Origin of the sequence: Pectobacterium odoriferum (assembly GCF_009931295.1) — a bacterium.
Classification (GTDB): domain Bacteria; phylum Pseudomonadota; class Gammaproteobacteria; order Enterobacterales; family Enterobacteriaceae; genus Pectobacterium; species Pectobacterium odoriferum.
Map to the genome: position 1 here is coordinate 2,350,159 of NZ_CP034938.1, position 25,867 is coordinate 2,376,025.

Below are 25,867 nucleotides of genomic sequence, written 5' to 3' on the forward strand. Positions count from 1 at the left end.
GGGATGAAACCAGTAAAAACCACACAGCGCCTGCTGGCGTATACGCTGATCCATCTGATTGCGTTTCAGCCGCTGCTGCCGGCGATGGCCGCGGGCGTGCAGGTCGCGACGGGCAATACCGCGCTGGATCAGGCCGGCAACGGCGTACCAGTCATTAATATCGCCACGCCAAACAGCGCGGGGATCTCCCACAACCAGTACCGCGATTTTAACGTCGACAAACCCGGCCTGATCCTGAATAACGGCACGGAACAGCTCAATCCGACCCAGCTTGGTGGGTTGATTCAAAATAACCCCAATCTGAAAGGCAAAGCCGCCGACGCCATTATCAACGAAGTGGTCTCCACCAACCGCAGTACGCTGGCGGGCTACCTGGAAGTCGGTGGTAAGCAGGCCAGCGTGATTGTTGCCAACCCGAACGGCATTACCTGCGACGGCTGCGGCTTTATCAACACCCCGCAGGTGACGCTGACCACCGGAAAACCACAGCTGGATGCGCAGGGGAACCTGCAACATATCGACGTGAAGCGCGGCGATATCACGCTGACCGGGCAGGGGCTGGATGCGAGCAAGAGCGACTACCTCAGCCTGATAGCCCGCACCGCGCAGATTGATGCCGGGCTGAATGCCAACGATACCCGGATTGTGCTGGGGGCTAATCAGGTTGACGCGACGGGCAAGGTGACGGCACAGGCGGCGGACAGCGGCGTGGCTGGCAGTAATGTGAAAGTCGCGCTGGATACGGGCGCGCTGGGTGGCATGTACACCAACCGCATCAAGCTGGTGTCCAGTGATAAAGGCGTGGGCGTTAACGTCGGCAATCTGAGCGCGCGCAGCGGCGATATCACGCTGTCGGCGAACGGTAAACTCAGCCTCGGCGATGCGGTGGCGCAGGGCGCTATTCAGGCCGACGCAGACGCACTGGCGCTGCAGGGCAAACAGCAGGCGGGCGACGCCCTGACCCTGAAAGCCAGACAGGATATCACGCTGCAAGACGCGACGCTGCGTGCTGGACAAAATATCGAGCTGGCATCGGGTGGCGGGCTGAAAGCGCAAAACAGCGTCATCAGTGCTGGCGTCGATGCGCAGGGCAAGGTCAAGTCAGCGAATCAATTATCGATAAAGAGTGACGGCGTCACGCTTGCGGCTACCCAGCTTGCCGCCGGCAAAATGACGATCGATGCAGGGCAATCGCTGCAGCAGGATGCGCAAAGCGGCCTCAGGGCGGAGTCGGTGCTTGAGATGCGTGGGGACACCGTGTCGCTGGCAGGCAGCGCGGGCGCTGAAGCGGTGCGGCTGGAGGCGACTACCCTTAACGGCACCGGCAGTGCGCAATTTCAGGCGAAGAACAATGCCACCGTGCGCGTCACACAGCAGGGCGACTGGCAGGGCAACCTGACCGCCGGTAATGCGCTGGTCGTTGACGGCGGACGTCTGGTACAGCGCGGCACGCTGGCAGGGAAGAGCCTCACGCTGACGCTGGATGCGCTGGACAACCGCGGCGATATTGCCGCGCTGCAGGGGCTGACGTTCAGCGGCAACGCGTTGACGAACAGCGGCACGCTGGCGGCGGCCGAACGGTTGACGGTTAACGCGCAGCGTCTGGACAACAGCGGATTACTCAGCGCCCGTAACGAGGTGAAACTGGAACTGCAAACGGTGCTGAACAATCAGGGCAACATTCTGACGGATAATCAGCTGTTTCTGCTGGCCGACCACCTCACCAACGGCGGCACATTGAAGGCCACGGCGCTGACTGCGCAGGCCACCCAGTTCACCAATCAGGGCGACGTCACGGCAAACGCACTTGACCTGACCAGCCAGACGATCGAAAACCACGGCACGCTCAACGCACAACAGATGCTGGCGCTGCACGGTGGCAGTCTGGTGAACCGTGGCACGCTCAGCGCGGGTGAAAAACTGGCGCTGACGCTGGGTGGCACGCTGGATAACCGCGGCCTGATGCAGTCCGGTCACATCCTGCAGGTTACCGCTGACCGTCTCAGCAATGACGGTACGATTACAGCCCCCGCCTTACAGCTGCATACTGGCACGCTCGCCAATCAGGGCACATTGCAGGCCGATAACGCGCTGCAGCTTGATGCCACACGTTCACTGACGCAATCCGCTCGCGGCACGCTGCTGGCGGGCACCGACCTGACGGTGAACGCGGGGCAGGTGGAGACCGATGGCGCGATTCAGGCGCAGCAGTTCCTGTTGAATGCTGAGCGCTGGCTTAACGCGGGCAAGACTAGTATTACCGGCGACGGACAAATTACCGCTACGCAACTGGACAACCGCGGCAGCCTGCTGGCCACCGGAAACTGGACGATTAACAGCGATGTCGCCAGCAATGCCGGGGCGTTGCAGGGCCATGCACTGGCTATTCAGGCGACGACCCTCACCAGCAGCGGGCAGGCACAGGCGCTTGGCGCGGTGAACCTGACTGTCGCCGATACCTTTACCAATAGCGGCGACTGGCTCAGCGGGGAGGCGCTGCGCCTTCAGGCCACGAAGGCCGAGAACCGGGGATCGTTGCAGGCGTTAACCCTGACGGCAGACGGTGAGTCACTCAACAACAGCGGCACGATGAGCGGTATCAATAACCTGTCGCTCTTCTTAACTGGCAGTCTGGATAACGCTGGTACGCTGCAAGGTAACCAGCTCCGTGCGGAAGCGGCACAACTCGACAATCAGGGCACGCTTCACGGCACCGATGCGCTGACGCTGGCGATAACCGGCAACCTGTCGAATCAGGGGGAACTGCTGAGCGAGGGCGACAGCACCACATCGGCACACCAGTTTGATAATCAGGGCACCTTGCAGGCGAAAAATGTCGCGCTGCAGGTGAATGAACTGGATAACGCGGGGAAAATCCTCGGTGTGTCCTCGCTGGTGCTGACGGCCACAAACGGGCTTACCAACCAGCAAGCGGGTAAACTGCTGTCTCAGGGCGTAGCGACGTTAACGGCGGCGGATGCCGTCAATGCCGGCGAATGGCAGGCGAAAGCTCTGACGCTGGCGGCAGAGAATCTGACCAATGACGGGCAGATCCAGGGGGATGAGTCCTTATCTCTGACGCTGCCCACCACTGACGGCAAAGGCACATTGGTTAACCGTGGCACCGTGACTACAGGCGGAGACGCCACGTTGTTCGCACGTCTGATGGATAACCAGGGCACGCTGTCCAGCCTGGGGCGCACTGAACTGACTGGCTCGTCGCTGATTAACGACGGGCGAGTGGTCGCGGCGACAGGACTGTCGCTGCGTGGCGACTATCAGGGCCGCGGCCTGCTGAATACGGCGGGTACGCTGACGCTGCACGGCGACACGCTGGTGAATCACGGGCACTGGGAAAGCCGGGCGCTGTCCCTGCAAGGCCTGACGTTGACCAATCAGGGGACGGTGCTGGGCAATACGGTTGCACTGTCTCTGGATCAACTGACAAACCACGGCGACATCACTGGTGTCGATACGTTAACGCTGTCGCTCAGCGACAACCTTTACAATACTGGTGCGTTGCGTAGTCGTGCGCTGGGTGTCACGGCAACCGATCTCGATAACCGAGGGGGCATCGTCGGGACGGACGCTTTGCAGCTCACGCTCACTGGTCAGTTGGAGAATGCGGGGGGATCAGCGCCAGCAACACGCTGGCGGTGACGGCTGGCGACGTCAACCAGCGCGAGAAGGGCACGCTGGAGGGGAAAACCGTCACGCTGGACGCCGCATCACTGGTCAATCAGGGCAAGATGCTGGGTGTGGATGCGCTGACGCTCGCCATCGTGGGCACGGTCACGAACAGGGGTAATGTGCTGACGCAGGGCAACGGCATGGTTACTGCCCGGCAGGTGGACAATAGCGGTCTGGTGCAGGCCGGGTCCCTCTTGCTTGACGCGGATGAGGTCACCAACGCTGGGCAACTGCTGGGAATTGACGCGCTGTTCATAACCGCACAAAACGGGTTTAACAATCAACAAAGTGGGAAACTGTTTACGCAGGGCGCGGCGGTGTTACAGGCTGCTCGGGCAGAGAACCACGGCGAGTGGCAGGCAGATAACCTGACGCTGCAGACGGCCAGTTTCACCAACGTGGGACGGGTTCAGGCCGAAGGCGATATCGACATCACGGTCGCGCCTGCGAGCGCTGCGCGCCAGCACGCATTCCTGCCGATGGCTCTGTCGCTGGCGGCAGATATTCAGCAACTCAACGCGTCATCCTCACGCCAGAGTGGCGGAGCAACAGACGGTGTACTGGACAACCGCGGCACACTGGTGTCTGGAGGCGACACGCAGCTGCGCGCGACGCAGATAACCCATCAGGGCTCACTCGCCAGTAACGGCGCGGCAACCCTTATCGGCGAGACGGTGGAGAATGCCGGAACCGTGCTGGCCGTCACCTCGCTGTCACTGGCGGGCAATTATCAGGGCAGCGGGACGCTGCAGACGGACGGGGCGCTGGACTGGTCTGGTGCGACGCTCACCAACCGCGGGCGCTGGCAGGCGAACGCTATCCAACTGCAAGGGCACGCGCTGGATAATCAGGGCACGCTGCTGGGGCAGCGGACAGCGATTACGGCCGATACCCTGTTTAACGGCGGTGAGATTGCCGGCATTGATGCACTGCAACTGACCGTTGCTGACCGCCTGACCAATCATGGCCAGCTTTATGGGGCGACGCTGGGGCTGTCAGCGACTGACCTGTTCAATCAGGGCGAGGTCTCCGGTGACGCGCTGCACCTGACGCTGCAGGAGACGGTGCGCAATAGCGGCCTGATGAGCGGCAGTCAGCGGGTGCAGCTTGAGGCGAGTCAGGTCGAACAATTAGGTTCGCTCGAAAGCCGCCAACTACATGTGCAGGCGGGTGCGTTGGACAATCAGGGCACGATGCTGGGCGCGGATGCGCTGACGCTGGCGATCCATACCACGGCGCGTAACAGCGGAAAATGGCTGAGTCAGGGCGACAGCACGCTGACCGCCAACCGACTGGAAAACCGTGGACAATGGCAGGCGAAGACACTGACGCTGACGGCGGATGACGTCGAGAATGCCGGCCAACTGCTGGGACTGTCGGCGCTGACGCTGACGGCGAAAAATACGCTGAGCAATGCGCAAACCGGCAAACTGCTCACGCAGGGCATGGCGGTGCTGAACGCGACCGAGGTGAGCAACGAGGGAGAGTGGCAGGCGGACAGCCTGACACTGGACGCACAGCAACTGACCAACGTCGGCCATATTCAGGGCGATACCTCGCTGAAGGCGACGCTGGCAAACGGCGAATTACACAATAAGGGCACGCTGTGGAGCAAGCTCGGCACTGTTGCTGCCCGTACGCTGACTAACGAAGGCACCCTCACCGGCGTTGACGGTCTTCAACTGACGCTGGATGACGCATTAACCAACCAGGGCACGCTGAACAGCTATCAACTGACTGCACAGGCCGACAGACTGGATAACAGTGGGAAAATCAACGGCCTCGACCGCCTTGAACTGACAACCGATAATAGCCTCACCAACCGTGGCACGCTGTACGGGGCGGCGGTGGAGCTGAACGCCAGCGACCTGACCAACCACGGCACGCTCACCGGCGTCGACAGTCTGAATCTACATCTGAATGGGACGCTGAATAATACGCATAACATCAGCAGTAATGCGCTGACGCTCAAGGCCAATGACGTCGTCAACCACGGCACCCTGACGGGCGTGAACGGGCTGACGCTGGATCTCGGCAATCATCTTGATAATCAGGGCGCGCTGAACAGCCAGGCACTGGCCATTACCGCCAACGCCGTGACCAACGGCGGTCAACTGAACGGCACGCGCGACCTGCAGCTGACGCTGGACGGCACCCTGACCAACACCGGTGACCTTACCAGCCAACGAGCAGGCATCACCGCGGCGGACGTGCTCAACCACGGTCAGATGTTGGGCTCGGACGATCTGCAACTGAATGTGCGTAATAAACTGGATAACCGCGGGCTTATCAGCGGCAGCACCACGCTGGGCGTGGTGGCGAACCATATCGACCAGCAGGGCACGCTGGAAGCGCGGGCGCTGAAGGTGGACGCGCAGACGCTGGATAATCAGGGCAAAATGCTGGGCGTGGATGCACTGACGTTGGCAATTGCGGGGACGGCCCGCAATCAGGGCAAATGGCTGAGTCAGGGCACCAGCACGCTGACGGCAGATCAGGTTGAGAATCACGGGCAGTGGCAGGCGGGCGACATCACGCTGCAGGCGGCTGACCTGACCAACCGTGGACAGATTTTTGGTCTCACTGCGTTGTCGCTGAGCGCCGCCAACAGCCTGACGAATCAGCAAAATGGGAAACTCCTGTCGCAGGGTATTGCGGTATTGCGTGCGGCGACGGTGGCAAACGACGGCGATGCGCAGGCAGACCGCCTGACGTTTGAGGCGCAGCAGCTGACCAACCGCGGGCGGATGCAGGGGGACCACGGGTTAGCCATCGCGCTGGACCGCGCTAATCCGGCCAGCCGGTTAACCAATCAGGGCACGTTACTCTCCGGCGGCGACAGCTGGCTGAGCGCCAGCCTGCTCGACAATCAGGGCACCGTGTCCGGCGTGGGTAAGCTGACGCTCGACAGTGGTGCGATAAACAATGCGGGCAGCGTGATTGCTGACGGGACGCTGACGCTTGACGGCGACTATCAGGGCACGGGCCTGCTGCATACTGCCGATACCCTGACGTTACGCGGCAACCAGTTGCGCAATAACGGACGCTGGGAAAGTCGGGCGCTGGTGCTGAACGGCGGTGCGTTCGACAACACCGGCACGGTCATCGGTGAGCGCGGCATCACGCTGGAACTGCGTGACGGCCTGACAGTCGGCGGCACCGGCCAACTACTGACTAACGGTGAGTTATCAGCACGGGCGGGAGCGGTCACGAACGACGGGTTCTGGCAGGGCAACACGCTGGCGCTGACGGCGGATGACGTCGGGAATGCCGGACGGCTACTGGGACTGTCGGCGCTGACGCTGACGGCGAAAAATACGCTGAGCAATGCGCAAACCGGCAAACTGCTCACGCAGGGCATGGCGGTGCTGAACGCGACCGAGGTGAGCAACGAGGGCGAGTGGCAGGCGGACAGCCTGACGCTGGACGCACAGCAACTGACCAACGTCGGCCATATTCAGGGCGATACCTCGCTGAAGGCGACGCTGGCAAACGGCGAATTACACAATAAGGGCACGCTGTGGAGCAAGCTCGGCACTATTGCTGCCCGTACGCTGACTAACGAAGGCACCCTCACCGGCGTTGACGGTCTTCAACTGACGCTGGATGACGCGTTAACCAATCAGGGCACGCTGAACAGCTATCAACTGACCGCACAGGCCGACAGACTGGACAACAGCGGGAAAATCAACGGCCTCGACCAACTGGACATTACAGTAAACGAGAGCCTCGACAATGCTGGTACGCTGTACGGGGCGGCGGTGACGCTGAACGCCAGCGATCTGACCAACCACGGCACGATCACCGGCGTCGGCAGCCTGAATCTACATCTGAACGGTGCGCTGAATAATACGCGTGACATCAGCAGTAACGCGCTGACGCTCAAGGCCAGGGACGTATTCAACTATGGCACCCTGACGGGCGTGAACGGGTTGACGCTGGATCTCGGCAATCATCTTGATAATCAGGGCGCGCTGAACAGCCAGGCGCTTGCCATTGCCGCCCGCGATGTGACCAACGACGGTCAACTGAACGGCACACGCGACCTGCAACTGACGCTGGACGGCACCCTAACCAACACCGGTGACCTTACCAGCCAACGAGCAGGCATCACCGCGGCGGACGTGCTCAACCACGGTCAGATGCTGGGCTCGGACGATCTGCAACTGAATGTGCGTAATAAACTGGATAACCGCGGGCTTATCAGCGGCAGCACCACGCTGGGCGTGGTGGCGAACCATATCGACCAGCAGGGCACGCTGGAAGCGCGGGCGCTGAAGGTGGACGCGCAGACGCTGGATAATCAGGGGAAAATGCTTGGTGTCGATGCGTTGACGCTGGCGATTGCGGGGACGGCACGCAATCAGGGTCAGTGGCTGAGCCAGGGCACCAGCACGCTGACGGCGGGTCAGGTGGATAATCACGGGCAGTGGCAGGCGGGCGACATCACGCTGCAGGCGGCTGACCTGACCAATAGTGGGCAGATTTTTGGTCTCAACGCCCTGTCATTGACTGCCATCCACGACCTGAACAACCAGCAGAATGGGAAACTCCTGTCGCAGGGACTGGCGGTTTTACGCGCGGCGACGGCGGCAAACGACGGCGATGCGCAGGCAGACCGCCTGACGTTTGAGGCGCAGCAGCTGACCAACCGCGGGCGGATGCAGGGGGACCACGGGTTAGCCATCGCGCTGGACCGCGCTAATCCGGCCAGCCGGTTAACCAATCAGGGCACGTTACTCTCCGGCGGCGACAGCTGGCTGAGCGCCAGCCTGCTCGACAATCAGGGCACCGTGTCCGGCGTGGGTAAGCTGACGCTCGACAGTGGTGCGATAAACAACGCGGGAAATATTATTGCCGACGGCGCGCTGACGCTTGACGGCGACTATCAGGGCACGGGCCTGCTGCATACTGCCGATACGCTGACGCTGCGCGGCAACCAACTGCGCAATAGCGGACGCTGGGAAAGCCGTGCGCTAGTGCTGAACGGCGGTGCGTTCGACAACACCGGCACGGTTATCGGTGAGCGTGGCATCACACTGGAACTGCGCGATGGCCTGACGGTTGGCGGCACCGGTCAACTGCTGACCAACGGTGCTCTGCAGACGCAGGCTGGTGATGTCACTAACGACGGGTTCTGGCAGGGCAATACGCTGGCGCTGACGGCGAACAACCTGACAAACGGCGGGTCGCTGCTCGGTCAGGACGGGCTGCGTCTTGATTTACTGAACGCCTATCAGGGAAGCGCCCTGTCTCGTTTGCTGAGCGACGGCGACGCCGTTATCACGGCCGACCACCTGAGCCAGAGCGGTGAGATAGTCGCGGGCACGCTGAGCCTGACCACCGGCACGTTGGATAATGGCGGGCGCGTGCTGGGCAGCAACGGCCTGACGGTCACAAACCGGGATGAACTGATTAACCGTGCCGGGGCGGAACTGCTGACCAACGGCGCTGGCCGTCTCGACAGCGGCATGCTGAGCAACGCCGGGGCATTACAGGCCGGTGACCTGCAACTGCGCGCCCGCGAGATGGAGAATCAGGGCCGCATTCAGGGCACCGACGCGCTGCGCCTGCTCGACGTGCTGCGCTATGTCGGCGATAAAAGCAGCCAGTTGCTCAGCAAAGGGGCGGCCACGCTCCAGGCTAAACAGGCAGATAACGCCGGTTTATGGCAGGCGGGTACGCTGACGCTGAACGGCGATACGTTCAGCAATAGCGGTACCGTCGCGGGGCTGAACAGCCTGTCGCTCAACGGCGACCAGTTACGTAATCAGGGTGAGCTGTTCTCACAGGGCGCGGTGACGTTGACCGGCGCGACGCTGGAGAACGGCGGCACGCTGACGGGTGTCGGCGGCTTTACGCTGAATCTCACTGACCGCGTCGATAACCTGGCGACGGGGCGGTTGCTCAGCGGTGGTGTGGGCGAACTCACGACCGGCGCGCTGAGTAATCAGGGGCTGTGGCAATCGGACGAGTTACGGCTGACCGCCCGCGATCTCGATCAGCAGGGCAATCTGCTGGGCGTCCAACGCGGGACGCTGCAGCTGACCGGTGCCTATCAGGGCGCGCAGGGCAGCCAACTGGTTAGCGGCGGTCAACTGAACCTGACGGCGCATGACATCACTAACCGTGGACAGATGCAGGGCCGCACGTTGACGCTGGGTGCCGATGAACTCACTAATCACGGTACTTTGCGTGGCGATAGTGCGCTTAACACCACCGTCGCCGGCCAGTTCAGCAATGCTGCGCAGGCGCGTTTAAGCAGTGATGGCTCGCTGAGCGTGCAGGCGGCCGCGTTGAATAATCAGGGCGACATCAACGCCGCGACCACTACGCTGACGGGGAGCATCATCACCAACGGCGGTACGGTACAGGGCACCGCCGCGCTGCAACTGGATGGAAAAGAGAAGATTGTCAACCAGCAGGCGGGGCAGTTGCTGTCTGACGGCACCACCACGCTGAACGCGGCGGCGGTAGATAACCACGGCTGGCTGCAGGGGCGCGGGCTGGCCGTCAACACGGCGCAGTTTACCCAGCAGGGTAGCCTGATGGTGCAAGATAAGCTGACGCTGAAAATTCCGCAGTGGGTGAATCACGGGCTGGTGCAGGCGGGTGAACTGGAGATTATCGCCGACGAGCTGGACAACCACGGTACGCTGCTGGGTCTGACACAGCTGGCGCTGCAGACGCAGCGCCTGATTAACCGTCAGGGGGCGAAGCTCTACAGCGCGCAGGATCTGCGCCTGAAAACCCAGGAACTGCAACAGGACGGGCAACTGGTGGCGTTGGGCAACCTGAGCGCTGAACTCACCGGGCCGCTGACCTTCACGCAAACCATGGCCGCTGGGCAACAGCTGGCGCTGAACGTGGCGGGCGACCTCGACCAGCGGGGCACCCTGCAGGGTCAATCCGTCCAGTTGACCAGTACCGGCACGCTGACCAATCAGGGTCGCATTCTGGCAGGCGGCGGAGACTCGCGGATCAGCGCAAAAGACATTGTACAGGCAGAAGCAGGTAGCGTTCAGACCGGCGGTAATCTGGCACTGGTGAGCGATAACACGCTGAATAACAAAGGGCTGATAGGCACCACCGGTGACCTGCTGGTGCAGGCCGGCGGTGTGTTACACAACAGCAGCATGCTGTATGCGGGCGGCAATATGCGCCTGCTGTCGGATTCCCTGACCAACGTGTTCGGCACCATTCTGGCAGGCAACAGCCTGTGGGTGCAACGTGATGCACAGGGTAACGCCAGCACCTCGCTGCTCAACAGCAGCGGCACCATTGAAACCCAAGCCGGCGATATCACCATTAACACCGGCACGCTGACCAATCAGCGTGAGGGATTTGTAGTTACGGAGAGTGAATTGACGGCCGAATCTGTGCCTGATTGGGCGGGGAAAACAGATGCTTATATTCCCATTGAGTGGTTTAACAAAGAAGACTATGGCGTTTATGTGAGTAGGGTGGGGGAAACCCTCCCTGGTTCTCAATACTGGTTTATGTATGCGCCCTATGAACATTTAGAATATATAAAAGTAGCAACCCAGAGCAAAAAAGAAAAAGTAGTCTCTCAAGGTAGAGAAGGAGAGCTAAAAGCTGTTGGTAACATATCACTCGTCACTCAAAATTTAATTAACAATGCATCTCAGATAGTTGCAAATAACGATATTTCTATTAAAGGAGAAATATTAAATAACACTTCATATTATACTGGTTCATTAAATGAATATCTTACTTATAGATATTATGACGCCATATATGTAGAAAGGGGGATCAACCCTGGCCCCGTTGCTTTTCCGACTGGCGATAATGATGTGGCGAGCGGAAAATACAGATATGCGGTGGATATATCAGGCAATACAATATGGTACATCCTAGTCGGCACCCCAACCACCGAAAAAACCGTTGGCGAAAGCTATAACGCGTTAATTCAGGCGGGCGGCACCATTACCGCCGACATTAAACAAGATCTCAGTAATACCACGTTGCAACCGGGCAGTGGCGGGTTTATGCCTGCGTCCACCAAACCAGTGCTGGATGCCATCACCACGCTGTCACCCTTGCAGAAGCAGACCACGCGCCAGTTGGCCAGTCAGGATTCGTCGTTTAATACCGGTGCGGTAGACGTCACCAAAACGAACAGCGGACAGGCTGCACTGTCAGGCAATGCCGCAGGCGTGGCGGCGACGGGCAAAGCGGTGACGCTGACGCAGCAAGCGGGCACCGGACTGCAAGCGGGCGCACAGGCTGACAACATCACCGCGGTCATTGCGGCTCCGAATACCACCGGGCCGCTGGCGCTGAATACTGGCGACGCCGTGGTGTTATCGCCTTCGACTTCCGGTCACGTGAACAATCCCGCTGCGGTCACACTGACGCCGCAGGCGGGCACCGCGCTGCAAGCGGGCGCACAGGCGGGCAACATCAGCGCGGTAATCGCGTCACCGAATACCAGCGGGTCGCTGACGCTCAATACCGGCGACCCAGTGGTGCTACAGCCTTCTACCTCCGGTCACGTCAGCAACCCCGATGCCGTTGCGCTGACGTCGACAGGCCAACGGCCTGATGCTGGGAATAGCCTGACGCCGGTTAACGTGGACAACGCCGCGGCGGGCGTCACGATAGCGGGCACGGTGGATGCGCCTGCTGCGTTGGCCACACCGGGCATGGCGGCGATTGACGCACCGAAGCCGACGGTCAGTGCAGACACTCTGCCGGGCGGCGCTACGCCTTCTGCGCCACAACCTCTCTCTGCCGCCGCGCTGCTGAGCGCCATCGGTAACGGGCTGCAAAACCTGAGCACCAACCCGCTTGCCGATTATCCGCTGCCGACGGGCAATAACGGGCTGCTGGTTGTTGACCCGAATGCGGACAGCCGCTACCTAATCCACACCAACCCCAAACTGGAACAGCTGGGGCAGGTGGATAACGCACTGTTCAGCGATCTGCAGACGCTGCTGGGGCAGCAACCGTCCACGGTGGTGCCGGTCGAGACGCGTTCACAGTGGACGCAGGCCGACCGCGTGCTGGGGTCGTCCTATCTGCTGGACAAGCTGGGACTGGATGCAGACCACGATTACCGCTTCCTCGGGGATGCGGAGTTTGATACCCGCTACATCAGCCAGGCGGTGCTGAAACAGAGCGGGCAGCGTCACCTGAACGGCACCGGCTCCGATTTGGCACAGATGCAAATGCTGCTGGATAACGCGGCCGCGGCGCAGAAAGGCATGAGCCTGCAACTGGGCGTCAGCCTGACGCCAGATCAGGTGGCAAATCTCAGCCAGAGTCTGGTCTGGTGGGAAAATATCGAGGTCAACGGGCAGACCGTACTGGCACCGAAGCTGTATCTGGCGCAGGCGGATAAAAGCAACCTGCAGGGCAGCGCGATTGTCGCGAACAAGGTTGAGCTGAACGCGGGCGGCAGCGTCACCAACAGCGGTACGCTCAAGGCCGTTGAATTGCTGGCGATCGCCAGCGGCGACAAGATTGATAACCACGAAGGCGGCTTGATCAAATCAGACGGCGGCCTGAATCTGGTGGCGCTCAACAATATCACCAACAGCGGCAGCCGGATTGAAGGCAACACGCTGCAGCTCGCCAGCATCAACGGCGATATCATCAACCGAACCGAAAGCCGCAACTTCCAGACCGCACAGCCGACGGCTTCACGCAGCGGCACCGGATCGCTGGTCTTCACTGAACTGGGCAAAACCGCCGAGATCGTCGCGGGCAACAGCCTGACGCTCAGCGCGGGCAAGGATATCCGCAACGTGGCGGCTACGCTCAATGCCGGACAGGACATGGCGCTGAACGCCAAAGGCAATGTCGCGATTGAGGCGCTGACGCTGACCAATAACCGCGTGGATATCGGCTGGGGCAGCAGCAATACTTCGCTGAGCACGGCGGTGCAGGGCAGCACTGTTAATGCGGGCGGCGCGCTGAAAGCGGTGGCGGGTCAGGATATTCAGATCGATGCCAGTTCGCTTTCCGGCGGTACGGCGCTGACGCTGGCGGCGGGTAATGATATTCGTCTGACTGCACAGGACACGCTGAAAGAGACGCTGTATCAGGGCGGCAGTACCGCGCAGCGCCGCACGCAGGACGTGGCAAACAGCCAACTCCTGAGCGGGGGCGATCTGAATCTGGTGGCCGGACGGGATGTGCTGTCCGAAGCGGCCAGCCTGAATGCCAAAGGCAATGCGACACTGGCGGCCGGACGCGATCTCAACCTGCTGTCTCAAGAGGAAGAGACCTACAGCGGCAACTGGTGGAACCGTCACGCCGACTGGCAGCAAAACATCACCCAACAGAGTACCGAATTAACGGCGGGCAAGGGCCTGAACCTGCAGGCGGGCAGAGATATCAACCTGCAGGCGGCTCAGGGTGTGGCGAGCGGTGCGGTGACGGCACAGGCGGGCAACGACATCAACCTGCTGTCGGCCACGGAAACGCAGCACACCTTCTTTGAAGAAACGAAGGTCAAGAAAAAGGCCTTCTCGAAGACGGTGACGCATACGCTGCAGGAAACGCTGCAAACCAATGAGAAAGGCAGTTTGCTGTCGGGTGACAGTGTCACGATGGCGGCCAATCAGGATATCAACCTGCAAGGCTCCTCAGTGGTCGGTGACAAACAGGTCACGCTGCTGGCGAATCATGACGTCAACACCGCTGCCAGCGTAGAGAACTACCAGAATTATGAAGAGCACAGCAAGAAAAAAAGCGGCCTGTTTAGCGGCGGCGGCATTGGTTTTACCATCGGTTCAACCTCGACCAGCCAGAAACTGCGCGATCAGGCGGCGACACAAAGTCAAAGCATCAGCACCCTTGGCAGCACGACCGATTCGGTGACGGTGAAGGCTGGGAACGATGTCACGATCAGCGGCACCGATATGGTGGCCGGAAAAGACATCTTCCTGCAAGGCAACAACGTCACCCTCGATCCGGGCTATGACACGCGCAAACAGCAGCAGGAGTTTGAGCAGAAAAGCGCGGGTCTGACCGTAGCGCTGTCTGGCGTGGTGGGTTCGGCGCTCAACAGTGCGGTGCAGAGCATTCAGGCGGCGAAAAGTGAAAGTGATGGCCGACTGGCGCTGCTGCAGGGCATGAAGGCCGGGCTGTCTGGGTATCAGGCCTATCAGGGCAGCCAGTCCGAGCTGAACAACAAGGGGGAAGCGTCTTTTGTTGGCGTCAGTATTTCTCTCGGGGCGCAAAACTCACGCTCCAGCCAGACCAGCGAGCAGAAACAGAGCTTTGGTTCGACGCTGAATGCGGCGGGTGATATTGGCATCGAATCGCGTACCGGGGATATCACAGTCGCAGGCAGCCAGCTTAAGGCGGGCGGCGACGTCATGATGAACGCGGCGCAGGATATTCACCTGCTCTCAGCCCGTAACAGCGAGGAGATCAGCGGTAAAAACAGCAGCAGCGGCGGAAATATCGGCATCAGCCTGGGACTGAGTAACGGGAGTGCGGGGCTCAGCATTTTCGCCAACGTTAATGCGGCGAAAGGGCGGGAAACCGGTACAGGCAATAGCTGGTCAGAAACGACGGTGGATGCGGGTAACCACGTCACGCTGAAAAGCGAACGTGATACGCGACTGATTGGCGCGCAGGTGAACGGCGAGCGCATTGATGTCGATACCGGACGAAATCTGCTGCTGCAAAGTCAGCAGGATAGCGACCGGTATGATTCTAAACAGGTTAGTGGCTCAGCGGGCGGTAGTTTTACCTGGGGCGGCGGGGGCGGTAGCGGCTATATCAGCCTCAGTAAAGACAAGATGCACAGCAATTATGACAGTGTGCAACAACAGACAGGGCTCTTTGCGGGTAAAGACGGATTTGGTATAAAAACCGGTGAGCATACCCAGCTTGACGCCGCGGTAATTGGCTCCACCGCCAGCGCAGAGAAAAATCGGCTGGAAACGGGGACGCTGGGTTGGAGCGGGCTCAACAACAAAGCCGAATTCAAGGTGGAGCACAGCGGCGCAGGTTTTAGCGCCAGTCCATCGATGAGCGGTAGCCTGCTCTCAACGCTGGCGATGAACGTGCCGTCGGCGCTGATGTCGCTGGGTAACAGCGGTAATGCTGCCAGCACCACCTATGCGGCGGTGAGCGACGGCACCTTGTTGTTGCGGGATACGGCGAAACAGGTGCAGGATATCACCACGCTGAGCCGTGACGTTGAGCACGCGAACAACGCGCTCAGCCCGATCTTTAACAAAGAGAAAGAGCAGAAACGCCTGAAACAGGCGCAGCTGATTGGTGAAATCGGCGCGCAGGTGATGGATATCGTGCGCACGGAAGGCGAGCTGAAAGCGCAGAAAGCGGCAGAAGCCAAGGGCGACGCCAAAGTCAAACGTCCGCAGGACGGTGATTCGGTCGCGATGTGGGAGGACTATAAAAAGGCGCTGACAGAATCGCCGACCTACAAAGCCGAGATGCAGAAATACGGCACGGGCAGTGACTTCCAGCGAGCGGCACAGGCGGCGACGGCGGCGATTCAGGCACTGGCGGGTGGGGACATCCAGAAAGCGATTGCCAGCGGTGCATCGCCATATCTGGCACAGCTGGTGAAAGATGTCACGATACCGAAGGATGAAAGCAAAATCACGGCGTCGGATATCGCAGCCAACGCGATGGCGCACGCGGTGGTGGGGGCTGTGGTCGCTCAACTGTCGGGTCAGGATGCGGCGGCGGGGGCGATCGGTGCCTCCAGCGGTGAACTGATCGCCCGTGCCATCATGGCCGATCAATACCCCGGCAAGACGGCAAACGACCTGACGGAAGAAGAAAAACAGTCAGTCAGCGCACTTTCCACGCTGGCCTCCGGGCTGGTATCCGGTCTGGCAGGCAACAGCACGGCGTCTGCCGCCAGCGGCGCGCAGTCTGGGCGCAATGCGGTGGAGAATAACTCACTAAGTGGTGATAAGGCGCGTCAGTTAGTAAAAGAAAGTGCGGAATGGTGGAAAGAGCAGATCAGGGAAAAACTGGGGGAGAATACCGCTTCCCAGCTTACAAATGGTCTGGTCAATGTTGCTACTGAAACCGGCGATTTAGCGATGCTTGGCGGCGATACGGCGTTTGATTTGATAGCTGTACTAGCTACCTGTGCTACCGGAGATAGTTACTGTAGTCAGGCACAGAGTGATATGGCTAAAAAAGATGCGGCGGCAGCGAAAGTGCTGAATGGCATCATGAATGGTGATGCGTGGGAAGGCATCAAGACCAATGTTGTGAAAGCCTGGAATGGAGACCAAAAAGCACTCGAGAATTTTGCGGCGGCACTGGGCAGCACACTGGTGCCAGCGAAAGTACTGCCGGGAGGAAAATCAACTGCCACAACTCCTACAGGAAAAGGTACAGTTATTAATGCAACAGATGATGTTGCAGGAATGGCTGGCAATAGGCACCCGTTATTAGATGACGCTCTTCCGCGCAATGGTGATAGGGCTGTCGTCAATCAAGGAACATTACCGACATGTGGTCACAATTCATGCGGCATGGTGTTGGATACAATGGGAAAACCCGTGGATATTGTCAGTTTGATCTCCAATACACCTCCTACTCCTGGTGGAATATCATCATTACAAGTCTCCAATATATTAAAATCGGAAGGGGTTAATGCTGCCGCATGGAGTAACCGAGGCGTTAGCGATTTATCTCGCTATACTGCTAATGGTGCACCTGTTATTGCCCGTATTGCTGATAAAACCGGAGGTAGTGGTTTTTCACACTTCGTTGTTGTAGATGGCGTTACAACACGAAACGGTATATCAGTTGTAGCAATAAGGGATCCTTGGGGGAAGCAATATTTTAGCCCTGTTAGCACATTCGAGAAAAATTTTACAGGGGACGTTGTTGTCCCTAAAAGTTGGCAAAAATGATATTAGAAATTAATTTCCCAGATAATTTGATTACTGGACTGTTATCAGAACAGAAGAACATACCATGCACCATTAAAGTGTCTGATAAGTTCGAAGTCATCTTCTCTACAGTTGTTCCATGCACGGCGGGGATTATGCGTGAATGGGATAGACAACTTTTAGAAGAGCGCGCAATAGCAAGAGCTGGCGGGGTTTATACTCACGATGAACCTGCTTTAATAACGTTAAACAAGAAGACAAAAGATAGTTATGAAGTAGTTGATCTTTATGTTTTCTATAATGATTTTGGATGGTGTCCTGTAATAAAAGATAGAGAGTATGCAGTACCAAATCAATTTTGGGATAGTGATGAAGAAGATCCTGACTATATACCAAAAAAATAATTGAAATCTCCCGGCCACAGTATAGTGGTCGGGATCGTCCTATCAGCCTCAGTCTTACCCAAAATGCCCGTTCCCGCGCTTGTACACTGGCAGATCGCCGATGTCGTTGATTGCCTGACCTTCCCCTGATCTCTTCCCTTTGTTCAGTACCGACGTGAAGATACCACGGCAAAAAGAGTTGCAGGGTTTTGATATTGTCTCTTTTCATCTGGAGCAATCGCCAGAGTGTTCCTACTTATCCTGCAACCATATGGCGCAGGATCTGGAGGTCAATGAACATTGCCTGCTGGCGTCTTTTGATGAGGCGAAAAAACATTTGGAAAGTGGCGTCTTTCACGGCTGTGAGCCGGGGCCATGCAGAATATTTGCGGTGTATTCGGTGCCGGACATGCGATAGTTTAGTATAGATTATATTATGAGAAATCAGTAAGTTAAGGATGGTTACGATATGAATAGGGGATTGGTTCAACAGGCATTCAACGCTTTTTTTGATCGGGCTGCCTGTGCCATGGTGGCTGATTTTGATCTGTTTCAGCGTTATTTATCTGAGTTTCGAGCCTATATCGCCGAGCTTGAACTGGCTTACGATCCTGTCGATCAATGGTCGTTAGGGGAATTGGAAAAAGCGGCGGAATTTTTACAGTATAACCAGCAGTGGATTGCTGGTGCGGAACAAATAAAAGCGCCGTTGCAGCAAGCGTTCGCAATTATTGCGCAGCATCGGGTGTTTTTGGATGGATATGGTCTTCTCCCGGATTATCTTGACGTGATTCCAGAAAATGTATTCTCCGGTTCCGCTCTTCCCTCTGTGTAAAAATAAATTGCAATCATAATATTCTCATTTTGGTATGGTATTAAGTAATATCATTAAAATTGAAATCATTTCATAAGATAAATAATCCCATCCTATATTTTTCTGATATTGCATCTATTTCCACATGAAAGCGTAATCTCATTTTATCCATTCAATATTTTTAACTATATTGTTCGCTTTTTCTTCGTATGTGTTTTTATTTAATCCTGTAAACTCAAGGCTAAATATCCTAATGGAATCGGGGAAATCACCCTCGAACGGGAGATATATCAATGAAGGACCATGCGCTTTCTATTCTGATTTCATTTTTGACGATCTCATCTCGTTGAGCCAATCCTGCGTGTCGCTGGCTTGCGATCCGCTGGTTAGACCGTTGCCGTTTTAACGGCTGATCGTTGTCGTTTGTCGGTACGGGTTTTATTCATTAAGTGAAGGAAATCACAATGCAATACACTGGGAAGTACCTGAAGAAAACAGTGCTGATGCTGGCCATGATGGCCGGGCTCAGCGTCGGGCAAAGTCAGGCGGGCGTCGAAATTGAGACGCGCTCGCTGGATCAAATCTATCAGAGTGCGTTGAGAGAAGGCGGTACGGTTACCGTTTATGCCGGTGGCGATGTGCAGTCACAGCAGGCTGGTTTCAAGCGGGCGTTTGAGACACGTTTTCCCGGCATGAAGCTGAATGTGATTGTCGATTACAGCAAATACCATGATGCCCGTATTGATAACCAACTGGCGACTGGCACCCTGATTCCTGATGTGGTGCAACTGCAAACGGTGCAGAATTTCCCCCGCTGGAAAAAAGAAGGCGTACTGCTGAACTACAAAGCGCGTGGCTGGGACAAAATTTATCCGGAATTTCGTGATGCAGATGGTGCCTGGACCGGTGCCTATGTCATCGCATTCAGTAATCTGGTCAATACCCAGCTTCTGGATGAAAAATCCTGGCCGCGTGAAGTTAATGATTATCTTCGTCCCAACCTGAGAGGCAATTTGATTCTGGCTTATCCGAACGACGACGATGCGGTACTGTTCTGGTACAAGCTGGTCGTGGATAAATACGGCTGGGATTTTGTGAAAAAATTGCAGGAGCAGGATCCCGTCTATGTGCGCGGCACCAACGTGCCCGGTGCTGAAATCGCAACAGGAAAATACAGCGCGACTTTTACCAGTTCCGGTGCGCTTGTGCCAGCAGCCGATGCGGTGACCCGCTTTGTGCTGCCGAAGTCCGATCCTTTTGTCTCCTGGGCGCAACGTGCCGCCATCTTCAAACAGGCGAAACACCCGGAAAGTGCCAAGCTGTACCTGAGCTGGGTGCTGGATCCGCAAACGCAGACTCAGGTCTCGCGTATGTGGTCGGTGCGTACCGACGTTGAGCCGCCAGTAGGTTACAAGCCTATCTGGGAATACCGTAACACTCGTCCGCAGGCATTTGCTGATTTCATGTATGACCGCGGTGCGGTCGAGCGCTTCCGCGCACAGATGAGCCTGTATGTCGGTGAAGCGAAAGGCGAACCCACGCCGGGCTGGCTTGGTGTGAACCCAGAAGTGCCTCTGGTTAACTAGCACTTGAGAACCTTTAACCTATGCTGATCACATTAATAGTGGTCAGCATTGCACTATGTATAAGCATAACATCACACTTTGTTATGGTGCTCTTGTTCTGTGAATGGTAAAGCTGGGGAGGGAATTCCCCCGAAAAAGCAGAGTGTTCATAAGTGGAATTTTCTCGTAATCTGAATACAGGAGATTCTTTATGAAAAGATCCTGCTTTACTGGAGCCAGACCATCACCATTCTCAAGCAGATTGAAGCCAGCACCTATTGATTTTTCGAGAAATTACAGTCAAGGATGAAGTTATTAACTGCTACAGGCCATTTAATTTATTTGATTATCCGCAGAGTATTCAAAGCTATTTACGGTTAATAAATCACTTCACTTAGCAGCCTCATTATAATTGTACCTGAAATTTAGCAAATCTCTTATTGCTCTATTGATTAATGCACAATGTTTGTTAATATCCAGAAGCATTCTCATTTAATCGAAACTAATGTCTCTAGGGATGTTGGTTTTTATTCTTCCGTAAAATAAAAGTGGCTGATACGGGGCTGGGTTTGATTCATGGTTAGCTCATGGCTAAAGGAGATAAATCGAACTTTCAAATGTCCAGCATTAAGAGAATTAAATCAAAATAAATAGATAGCAGTGAAATTATTAATACATTTATCCTTCTGGTAATGCTTAATCATGTTTATGGTGAATGAAATGAGTGAAGGTAATAATCTTATTGACTTAGATTTTGAGTCGGTTAAAAATGCGATTTTTTCGTTAATGAGTAAGACAATAAAGAATACCAAGCAATCTTTGTTGATTGAAGAGCAAGAGAATGTGGATCTTTACGTAACTGATCTGAATTTAAAAGAATCTCTGATATTTACGCAGAGTTCATTTAAAAATTATGCTCATGATTTTAATAATGTTTCTTATTCTAAAGTTTCAAGTTTTCTTCAGTTAATTCGAGTCAACAGTAATTATATATCAATCGGTTTTCAGTATATCGCTGATGACACTAAATTAGCATCATCTATTATAAAGAAAATCAATGATATCTACGAATGCGCTGTCAGCGTTACAGCTGAATTTGACAATGATTACAGTGATATTACGAATTTTTTTTCTGATAACATTCAAAATAGAATATCTGAATTACAAGGTTCTGACGGAATAGAAAAAACAAGGGCGGAGATTAAAAAGTGTCAGGAAAAAATGTCAGAAGATCTTGACAAAATACTAGAGATAAATAAAGACATTGGAAAAAACATTAGTAAGATAGTCGTTAAATATTTGAAAGATGCCGTTATGCCACTTCAGGCAAATAAAAAAATGAAAGATAATAGCGTGGAAAAACGTAATCTTTCCAGAGGGGAGAACGGGCTAAAAAAAGATCCGACAGACGATATAAAAATAATTGCAGATATTGGATCTGATGAGGTCGAGGTTAAAAAGATATTTGATGATATAAATGAGAATATTGTTGAATTAGACAGATTATACCAAACCCTTGCAAAGGAAAATGCAGCCATAGCTATGGCAACAACGATTGAGTTACAGTCAAATGATTTTAATAATTATTATAAAGAGATTCATCCAAAGGCTGAGGATACAGAAAAAGCGTGGTTGGATGTTTACTCTAAGTATAGTGATCTAAAAGATAGTTTGTTAAATATGAGTGAGAGTGATTCTAATGCATTATCTAAATTATGGGCTGATTTAAGTGTTTATGCAAAATATGTCAGTGATCAAATGTATATAAGTAATAACTAAATTAAACAAAAGGATAAATATATGAAAACTCAACACGTTTTACAATACGTTGATATGCGTCAAAGAGCAGATCAGCAGATTAACGATAGCAATAATCAAGTCAGTAGTGCTCTAATTGTAAACGGTTATTGTTTAGCCTTAACCGAGCAGCCTAAATTTGATTTTAGTGCTGATCCTCATTTAAAAAGTTTACAGAAAGGTCTAAATGATAGTTTAGCTGATGCCATCAATCATGCGAATGATTATATAAATAACGTCCAAAATCAATGTTTAGTCACTTTGAACAATCTTTTAGATGTTTTTAACCGCACGGATGAGACGATTAAACTCTATCCCAACTCTATTGCTAGAGAGGATGTTATAGAATCTATAAATAGCATCCATAAAAAATGCGGAGTATATCAGAATCAGTCTGAAGACTATAAAAAGCAATGTGATGATTTCAGAGAAAATATTACCAAATCGTCTGGTGATTTTTCTGGTGCTAACGATAAGGTACAAGCGGCTGTTACGGGAGACAAAGGTGAAATAACCGATTTGAATAATCAGGTCGCCGATCTTGATAAAAGAATTAATGAATTAACTGCTGGATCAGTTCTGAGTGCAATCGGCATCCTTGGTGGTGCAGTCTTGATTTGTGTTGGTGCAGCGACAGAGGTATTTACGGGAGGGGCGGCAACCGCAGCTATTGTTGTAGGTGTGGGAGTGGTGGGGACTAGCATTGCAGGGGAGGCAGCATCAACTATTTCGCTGGTTGACTGCTATAAACAAAAAAATACACTTCTAGCTGAAATCTATAGCTTGAAGCAAGAAAGCTCCCAAGCCACAGCGGTAAATGGTCAACTACTAAGCTTAGTTCAGCACGCAAATGATGCGGCCAAAGCGCTGGTTGACATCTCAAAGCAATGGACTGATTTGGCATCAAATCTTGAAATTCTAAACAAAAATCTTAACGATGCTGATAGTGATGAGAGTTTCACAGAACATCTTATTGCTTATAAATCGGCGAATCAACCGATAGAAGAATCTGCTAAGCTTCTTAAAAGCCAGTATATGCAAGTTCAACCGACAACAGATAAAACAACCTCTGTTTCTGACCAGTTAGCACAAGCAACGAAAGCATCTGCCGCATAATAATACTTTAATAAGTAAGCACCGTGTATGTTGGTGCTTACTTAATACTATCCATTTATTAATGGGGGAGTTATGCCAGGAAATACAATAAATAGCCTAAAAGAGTATTGTGAGCAATGGAAAGAATACTCGTTGAAGATAATGTTTTCTGATATTGGTACATATATGGTGATTTTAGATTATAATATCAATCAATTTCCTTTGCTTAATGCATTGCCTAACAAATTAATCTACTTCATAAACAATTCAAATAATTTAATTTCGGAGTACAAAAAAAACAGATCAAAGGATGTTTATAATAATTTGTTATCTTATGTTCTGACGTTTTGTCAAGAACAAATCCCCATTATAAATTTATGTGATAGTAAGCTTAAAGATATTAGAGTGGAGCTCACCCATGGGGTTTCAGATATAAAATCAGAACTTAATAAACTTAATTATGAATATGACTTGCTTACGAAAAAATATGAAGGCTGTGTTAAGTCAGCACCTTCTTCATCACCATTTATTATGGATCCTAGTGTATATATTATGGCTTGTATGGGGCCGGATTCTTATGAGGAATGGCTTTGTGATGGTTATTTGATAAATCGATTGAATTTTACGGAAAAGACTTTGGATGGAACCGTGGTTAATATCATTGATATTAACCAAATACTTACCCCGCTCAATGCAAAAATAGAAAACATGAAAGATGATATAAATAATGATGACGCCGATCTTGTAGAGATAATATCTTTTATTGATCAACTGGATAGCTGATTTTCTATCTGCTTTGACAAGCATGGTAAGGAACATAGCAGAAGTTGGGCGGTTTTTAGTTCTCTTAGGGTTTAGTCTTACCGTTTAAATTTTTTAAATAGTGATGCACACAAAACCTTACCAATTAGTTTCTTCTCCAATAAATAGATGTAATTTCAGACGTTTAATGAGTTCAAGAATAATATAAAAAGGTAAAAAATGAATAATAATGAAAAACAAAATATTCAATGTAGTGCCATAGGAACCTATCCAAGAGGTTCATATCAAAATCCCAAAATGTGGAATGAGGCAGGTTTTTTTGGCGATATCTATTATTATCCGGAATATAGGTACTATTTTCAGTTTTTGAGTTCAGGGAATCCATCAGTTGGTTATCGCTATTTCCCGACAAAACCTGAAAACAATGCAAATTGGAAATTTTTAGGAGGATTTAATCTGGGTCTAACAGATTGGATGTCTAGTATTCCAGATAATACATCATTAAATAAGATGTCGATACCAGGAACTCACGACAGTTGTACATACACATATACTAACGCTGTAAAAAAAGGATGGGTGAGAACCCAGAATTGGAGCATAGAAGACCAACTTAATAATGGTATTCGATTTTTAGATCTTCGTTGTAGCATCAAGAACAGTAGCGATTGTATAATTTGGATGTATCATGGAGGATATGATTTAAACATAAAATTGACTGATGTACTATCAATTTGTAAGATTTTTTTAGAGAAACATCCATTGGAAACAATACTGTTATCTATACAGAAAGAATATAACAGCTATCGTGGAGTTACCGACTCTGAATTCAGAGATTGCTTTAATTCTAATATTAGAGGGTATGAGCAATATATATGGCAACAGAGTAGAACACCCAAATTAGTCGATGTTAGAAAGAAAATGGTAATCGTTTCTCGAGTTAATGGATTAGATGGACTTCAATGGGACCAGATGAAGATAGAGGATTACAGTGATGGTGAGATCTTCACTAACTATCCAAATGAAAAAATCAAAAAAATCGAATCACATTTGGTTTTAGCAACATCAACCAATAAAAAGGTAGATGATGTTACATTCGTTACTTTCTTGAGTATAAATCCAACCAGTGACATTTTTGAAACAAATTTCAAGTTATCTAACTATATAAATGAATCAATATATACGTATTTAATGGATGGTGTTGGTATAAACTCGGAACTTACTATTAATGACACTCCTTACTTGGGAATAATTCCGATGGATTTTCCCGATAACTGTAAATATATTGTTCATGCGATAGTTAAATTTAACGATCATACAATCATTAACAATGCAAACTTGATTGATATATATAACACGGAATATAATAATTATATTTACGCCTCATCATTACTTGATGATGTTGTAAAAAATAATGCTAATAATATGAGAAAGGTTGTTGGTTGGGAAACAGTAGGGCAGCAAGTCTCACAGGGAAGGTGGAAAGTCATACAGGCAGATGAAGGTGTTTATTTATTCAATACATTCTATAAAGAGTTTATGTACGCAAGTTATTATGTTACAGATAATAGAAGATCTGTATGCAGTTGGATACCTGGAGTTCAGAATGAAATTGATGATGCATACATGTGGTATATATCTAGGGTGGGTGATATGTTTATTATAAAAAATAGACGGTATGCTGAATATTTTTATGCGACATCATTAAATGATGGTGGTAATCGTCGTAAAACAGCTTGTTGGCACCCAGGAAATTTAGTCAAACAAGCCTATTTTAAGCTGTGATAAATATATACCCTAAATAATTTGAATTGTAGGCAACCAAAAATAGTAATAGAGAGCTGAAAATTCGACGGGGCTACCTGGTATCGATAACTTTCAAGGTAGTTACCGTGTCCAATT

At 52.8% G+C, this 25,867-nt stretch carries 10 protein-coding genes; all 10 read left to right on the top strand.

All coding sequences use genetic code 11. The features are described from left to right. Window positions 1-3 precede the first annotated feature (3 nt). A complete protein-coding gene (locus EO763_RS23590) occupies window positions 4-3,660 on the top strand; it encodes a two-partner secretion domain-containing protein (protein ID WP_244322075.1) in 3,657 nt (1,218 codons plus the stop codon). Next, window positions 3,657-17,573, top strand: a complete 13,917-nt coding sequence (locus tag EO763_RS10460) for a hemagglutinin repeat-containing protein (protein ID WP_244322076.1) — start codon at window positions 3,657-3,659, stop codon at window positions 17,571-17,573. The genes EO763_RS23590 and EO763_RS10460 overlap by 4 nt, the downstream gene beginning before the upstream one ends. Further along, window positions 17,570-17,956, top strand: a complete 387-nt coding sequence (locus EO763_RS10470; protein WP_010295556.1) for a hypothetical protein — start codon at window positions 17,570-17,572, stop codon at window positions 17,954-17,956. Before EO763_RS10460 ends, EO763_RS10470 begins: the two co-directional genes overlap by 4 nt. A 154-nt stretch (window positions 17,957-18,110) precedes the next feature. Then, window positions 18,111-18,353, top strand: a complete 243-nt coding sequence (locus EO763_RS10475) for a hypothetical protein (RefSeq protein WP_244322077.1) — start codon at window positions 18,111-18,113, stop codon at window positions 18,351-18,353. A gap of 51 nt (window positions 18,354-18,404) precedes the next feature. Then, window positions 18,405-18,770, top strand: a complete 366-nt coding sequence (locus EO763_RS10480) for a hypothetical protein (RefSeq protein ID WP_161528907.1) — start codon at window positions 18,405-18,407, stop codon at window positions 18,768-18,770. A 443-nt stretch (window positions 18,771-19,213) separates the two neighbouring features. Continuing rightward, on the top strand, window positions 19,214-20,335 hold the full coding sequence (locus EO763_RS10485; protein ID WP_161528908.1) for an ABC transporter substrate-binding protein: 1,122 nt from the start codon (window positions 19,214-19,216) through the stop codon (window positions 20,333-20,335). A gap of 699 nt (window positions 20,336-21,034) precedes the next feature. After that, window positions 21,035-22,093, top strand: coding sequence for a hypothetical protein (locus EO763_RS10490; protein ID WP_161528909.1), 1,059 nt, complete (start codon window positions 21,035-21,037; stop codon window positions 22,091-22,093). Window positions 22,094-22,114: 21 nt separating this feature from the next. Continuing rightward, on the top strand, window positions 22,115-23,227 hold the full coding sequence (locus EO763_RS10495; protein WP_161528910.1) for an HBL/NHE enterotoxin family protein: 1,113 nt from the start codon (window positions 22,115-22,117) through the stop codon (window positions 23,225-23,227). 72 nt (window positions 23,228-23,299) lie between these two features. Then, window positions 23,300-23,989, top strand: a complete 690-nt coding sequence (locus EO763_RS10500) for a hypothetical protein (protein ID WP_125232751.1) — start codon at window positions 23,300-23,302, stop codon at window positions 23,987-23,989. A gap of 198 nt (window positions 23,990-24,187) precedes the next feature. Continuing rightward, on the top strand, window positions 24,188-25,750 hold the full coding sequence (locus EO763_RS10505) for a phosphatidylinositol-specific phospholipase C domain-containing protein (protein WP_161528911.1): 1,563 nt from the start codon (window positions 24,188-24,190) through the stop codon (window positions 25,748-25,750). The last annotated feature ends 117 nt before the right edge of the window (window positions 25,751-25,867 follow it).

Bases quoted from the DNA above. Each gene is read 5' to 3' on its own strand.
- EO763_RS10480 (WP_161528907.1), top strand. From the start codon at position 18,405: ATGAATAGGGGATTGGTTCAACAGGCATTCAACGCTTTTTTTGATCGG.
- EO763_RS10505 (WP_161528911.1), top strand. From the start codon at position 24,188: ATGAATAATAATGAAAAACAAAATATTCAATGTAGTGCCATAGGAACC.
- EO763_RS10485 (WP_161528908.1), top strand. From the start codon at position 19,214: ATGCAATACACTGGGAAGTACCTGAAGAAAACAGTGCTGATGCTGGCC.
- EO763_RS10495 (WP_161528910.1), top strand. From the start codon at position 22,115: ATGAAAACTCAACACGTTTTACAATACGTTGATATGCGTCAAAGAGCA.
- EO763_RS10500 (WP_125232751.1), top strand. From the start codon at position 23,300: ATGCCAGGAAATACAATAAATAGCCTAAAAGAGTATTGTGAGCAATGG.
- EO763_RS10490 (WP_161528909.1), top strand. From the start codon at position 21,035: ATGAGTGAAGGTAATAATCTTATTGACTTAGATTTTGAGTCGGTTAAA.
- EO763_RS10470 (WP_010295556.1), top strand. From the start codon at position 17,570: ATGATATTAGAAATTAATTTCCCAGATAATTTGATTACTGGACTGTTA.
- EO763_RS23590 (WP_244322075.1), top strand. From the start codon at position 4: ATGAAACCAGTAAAAACCACACAGCGCCTGCTGGCGTATACGCTGATC.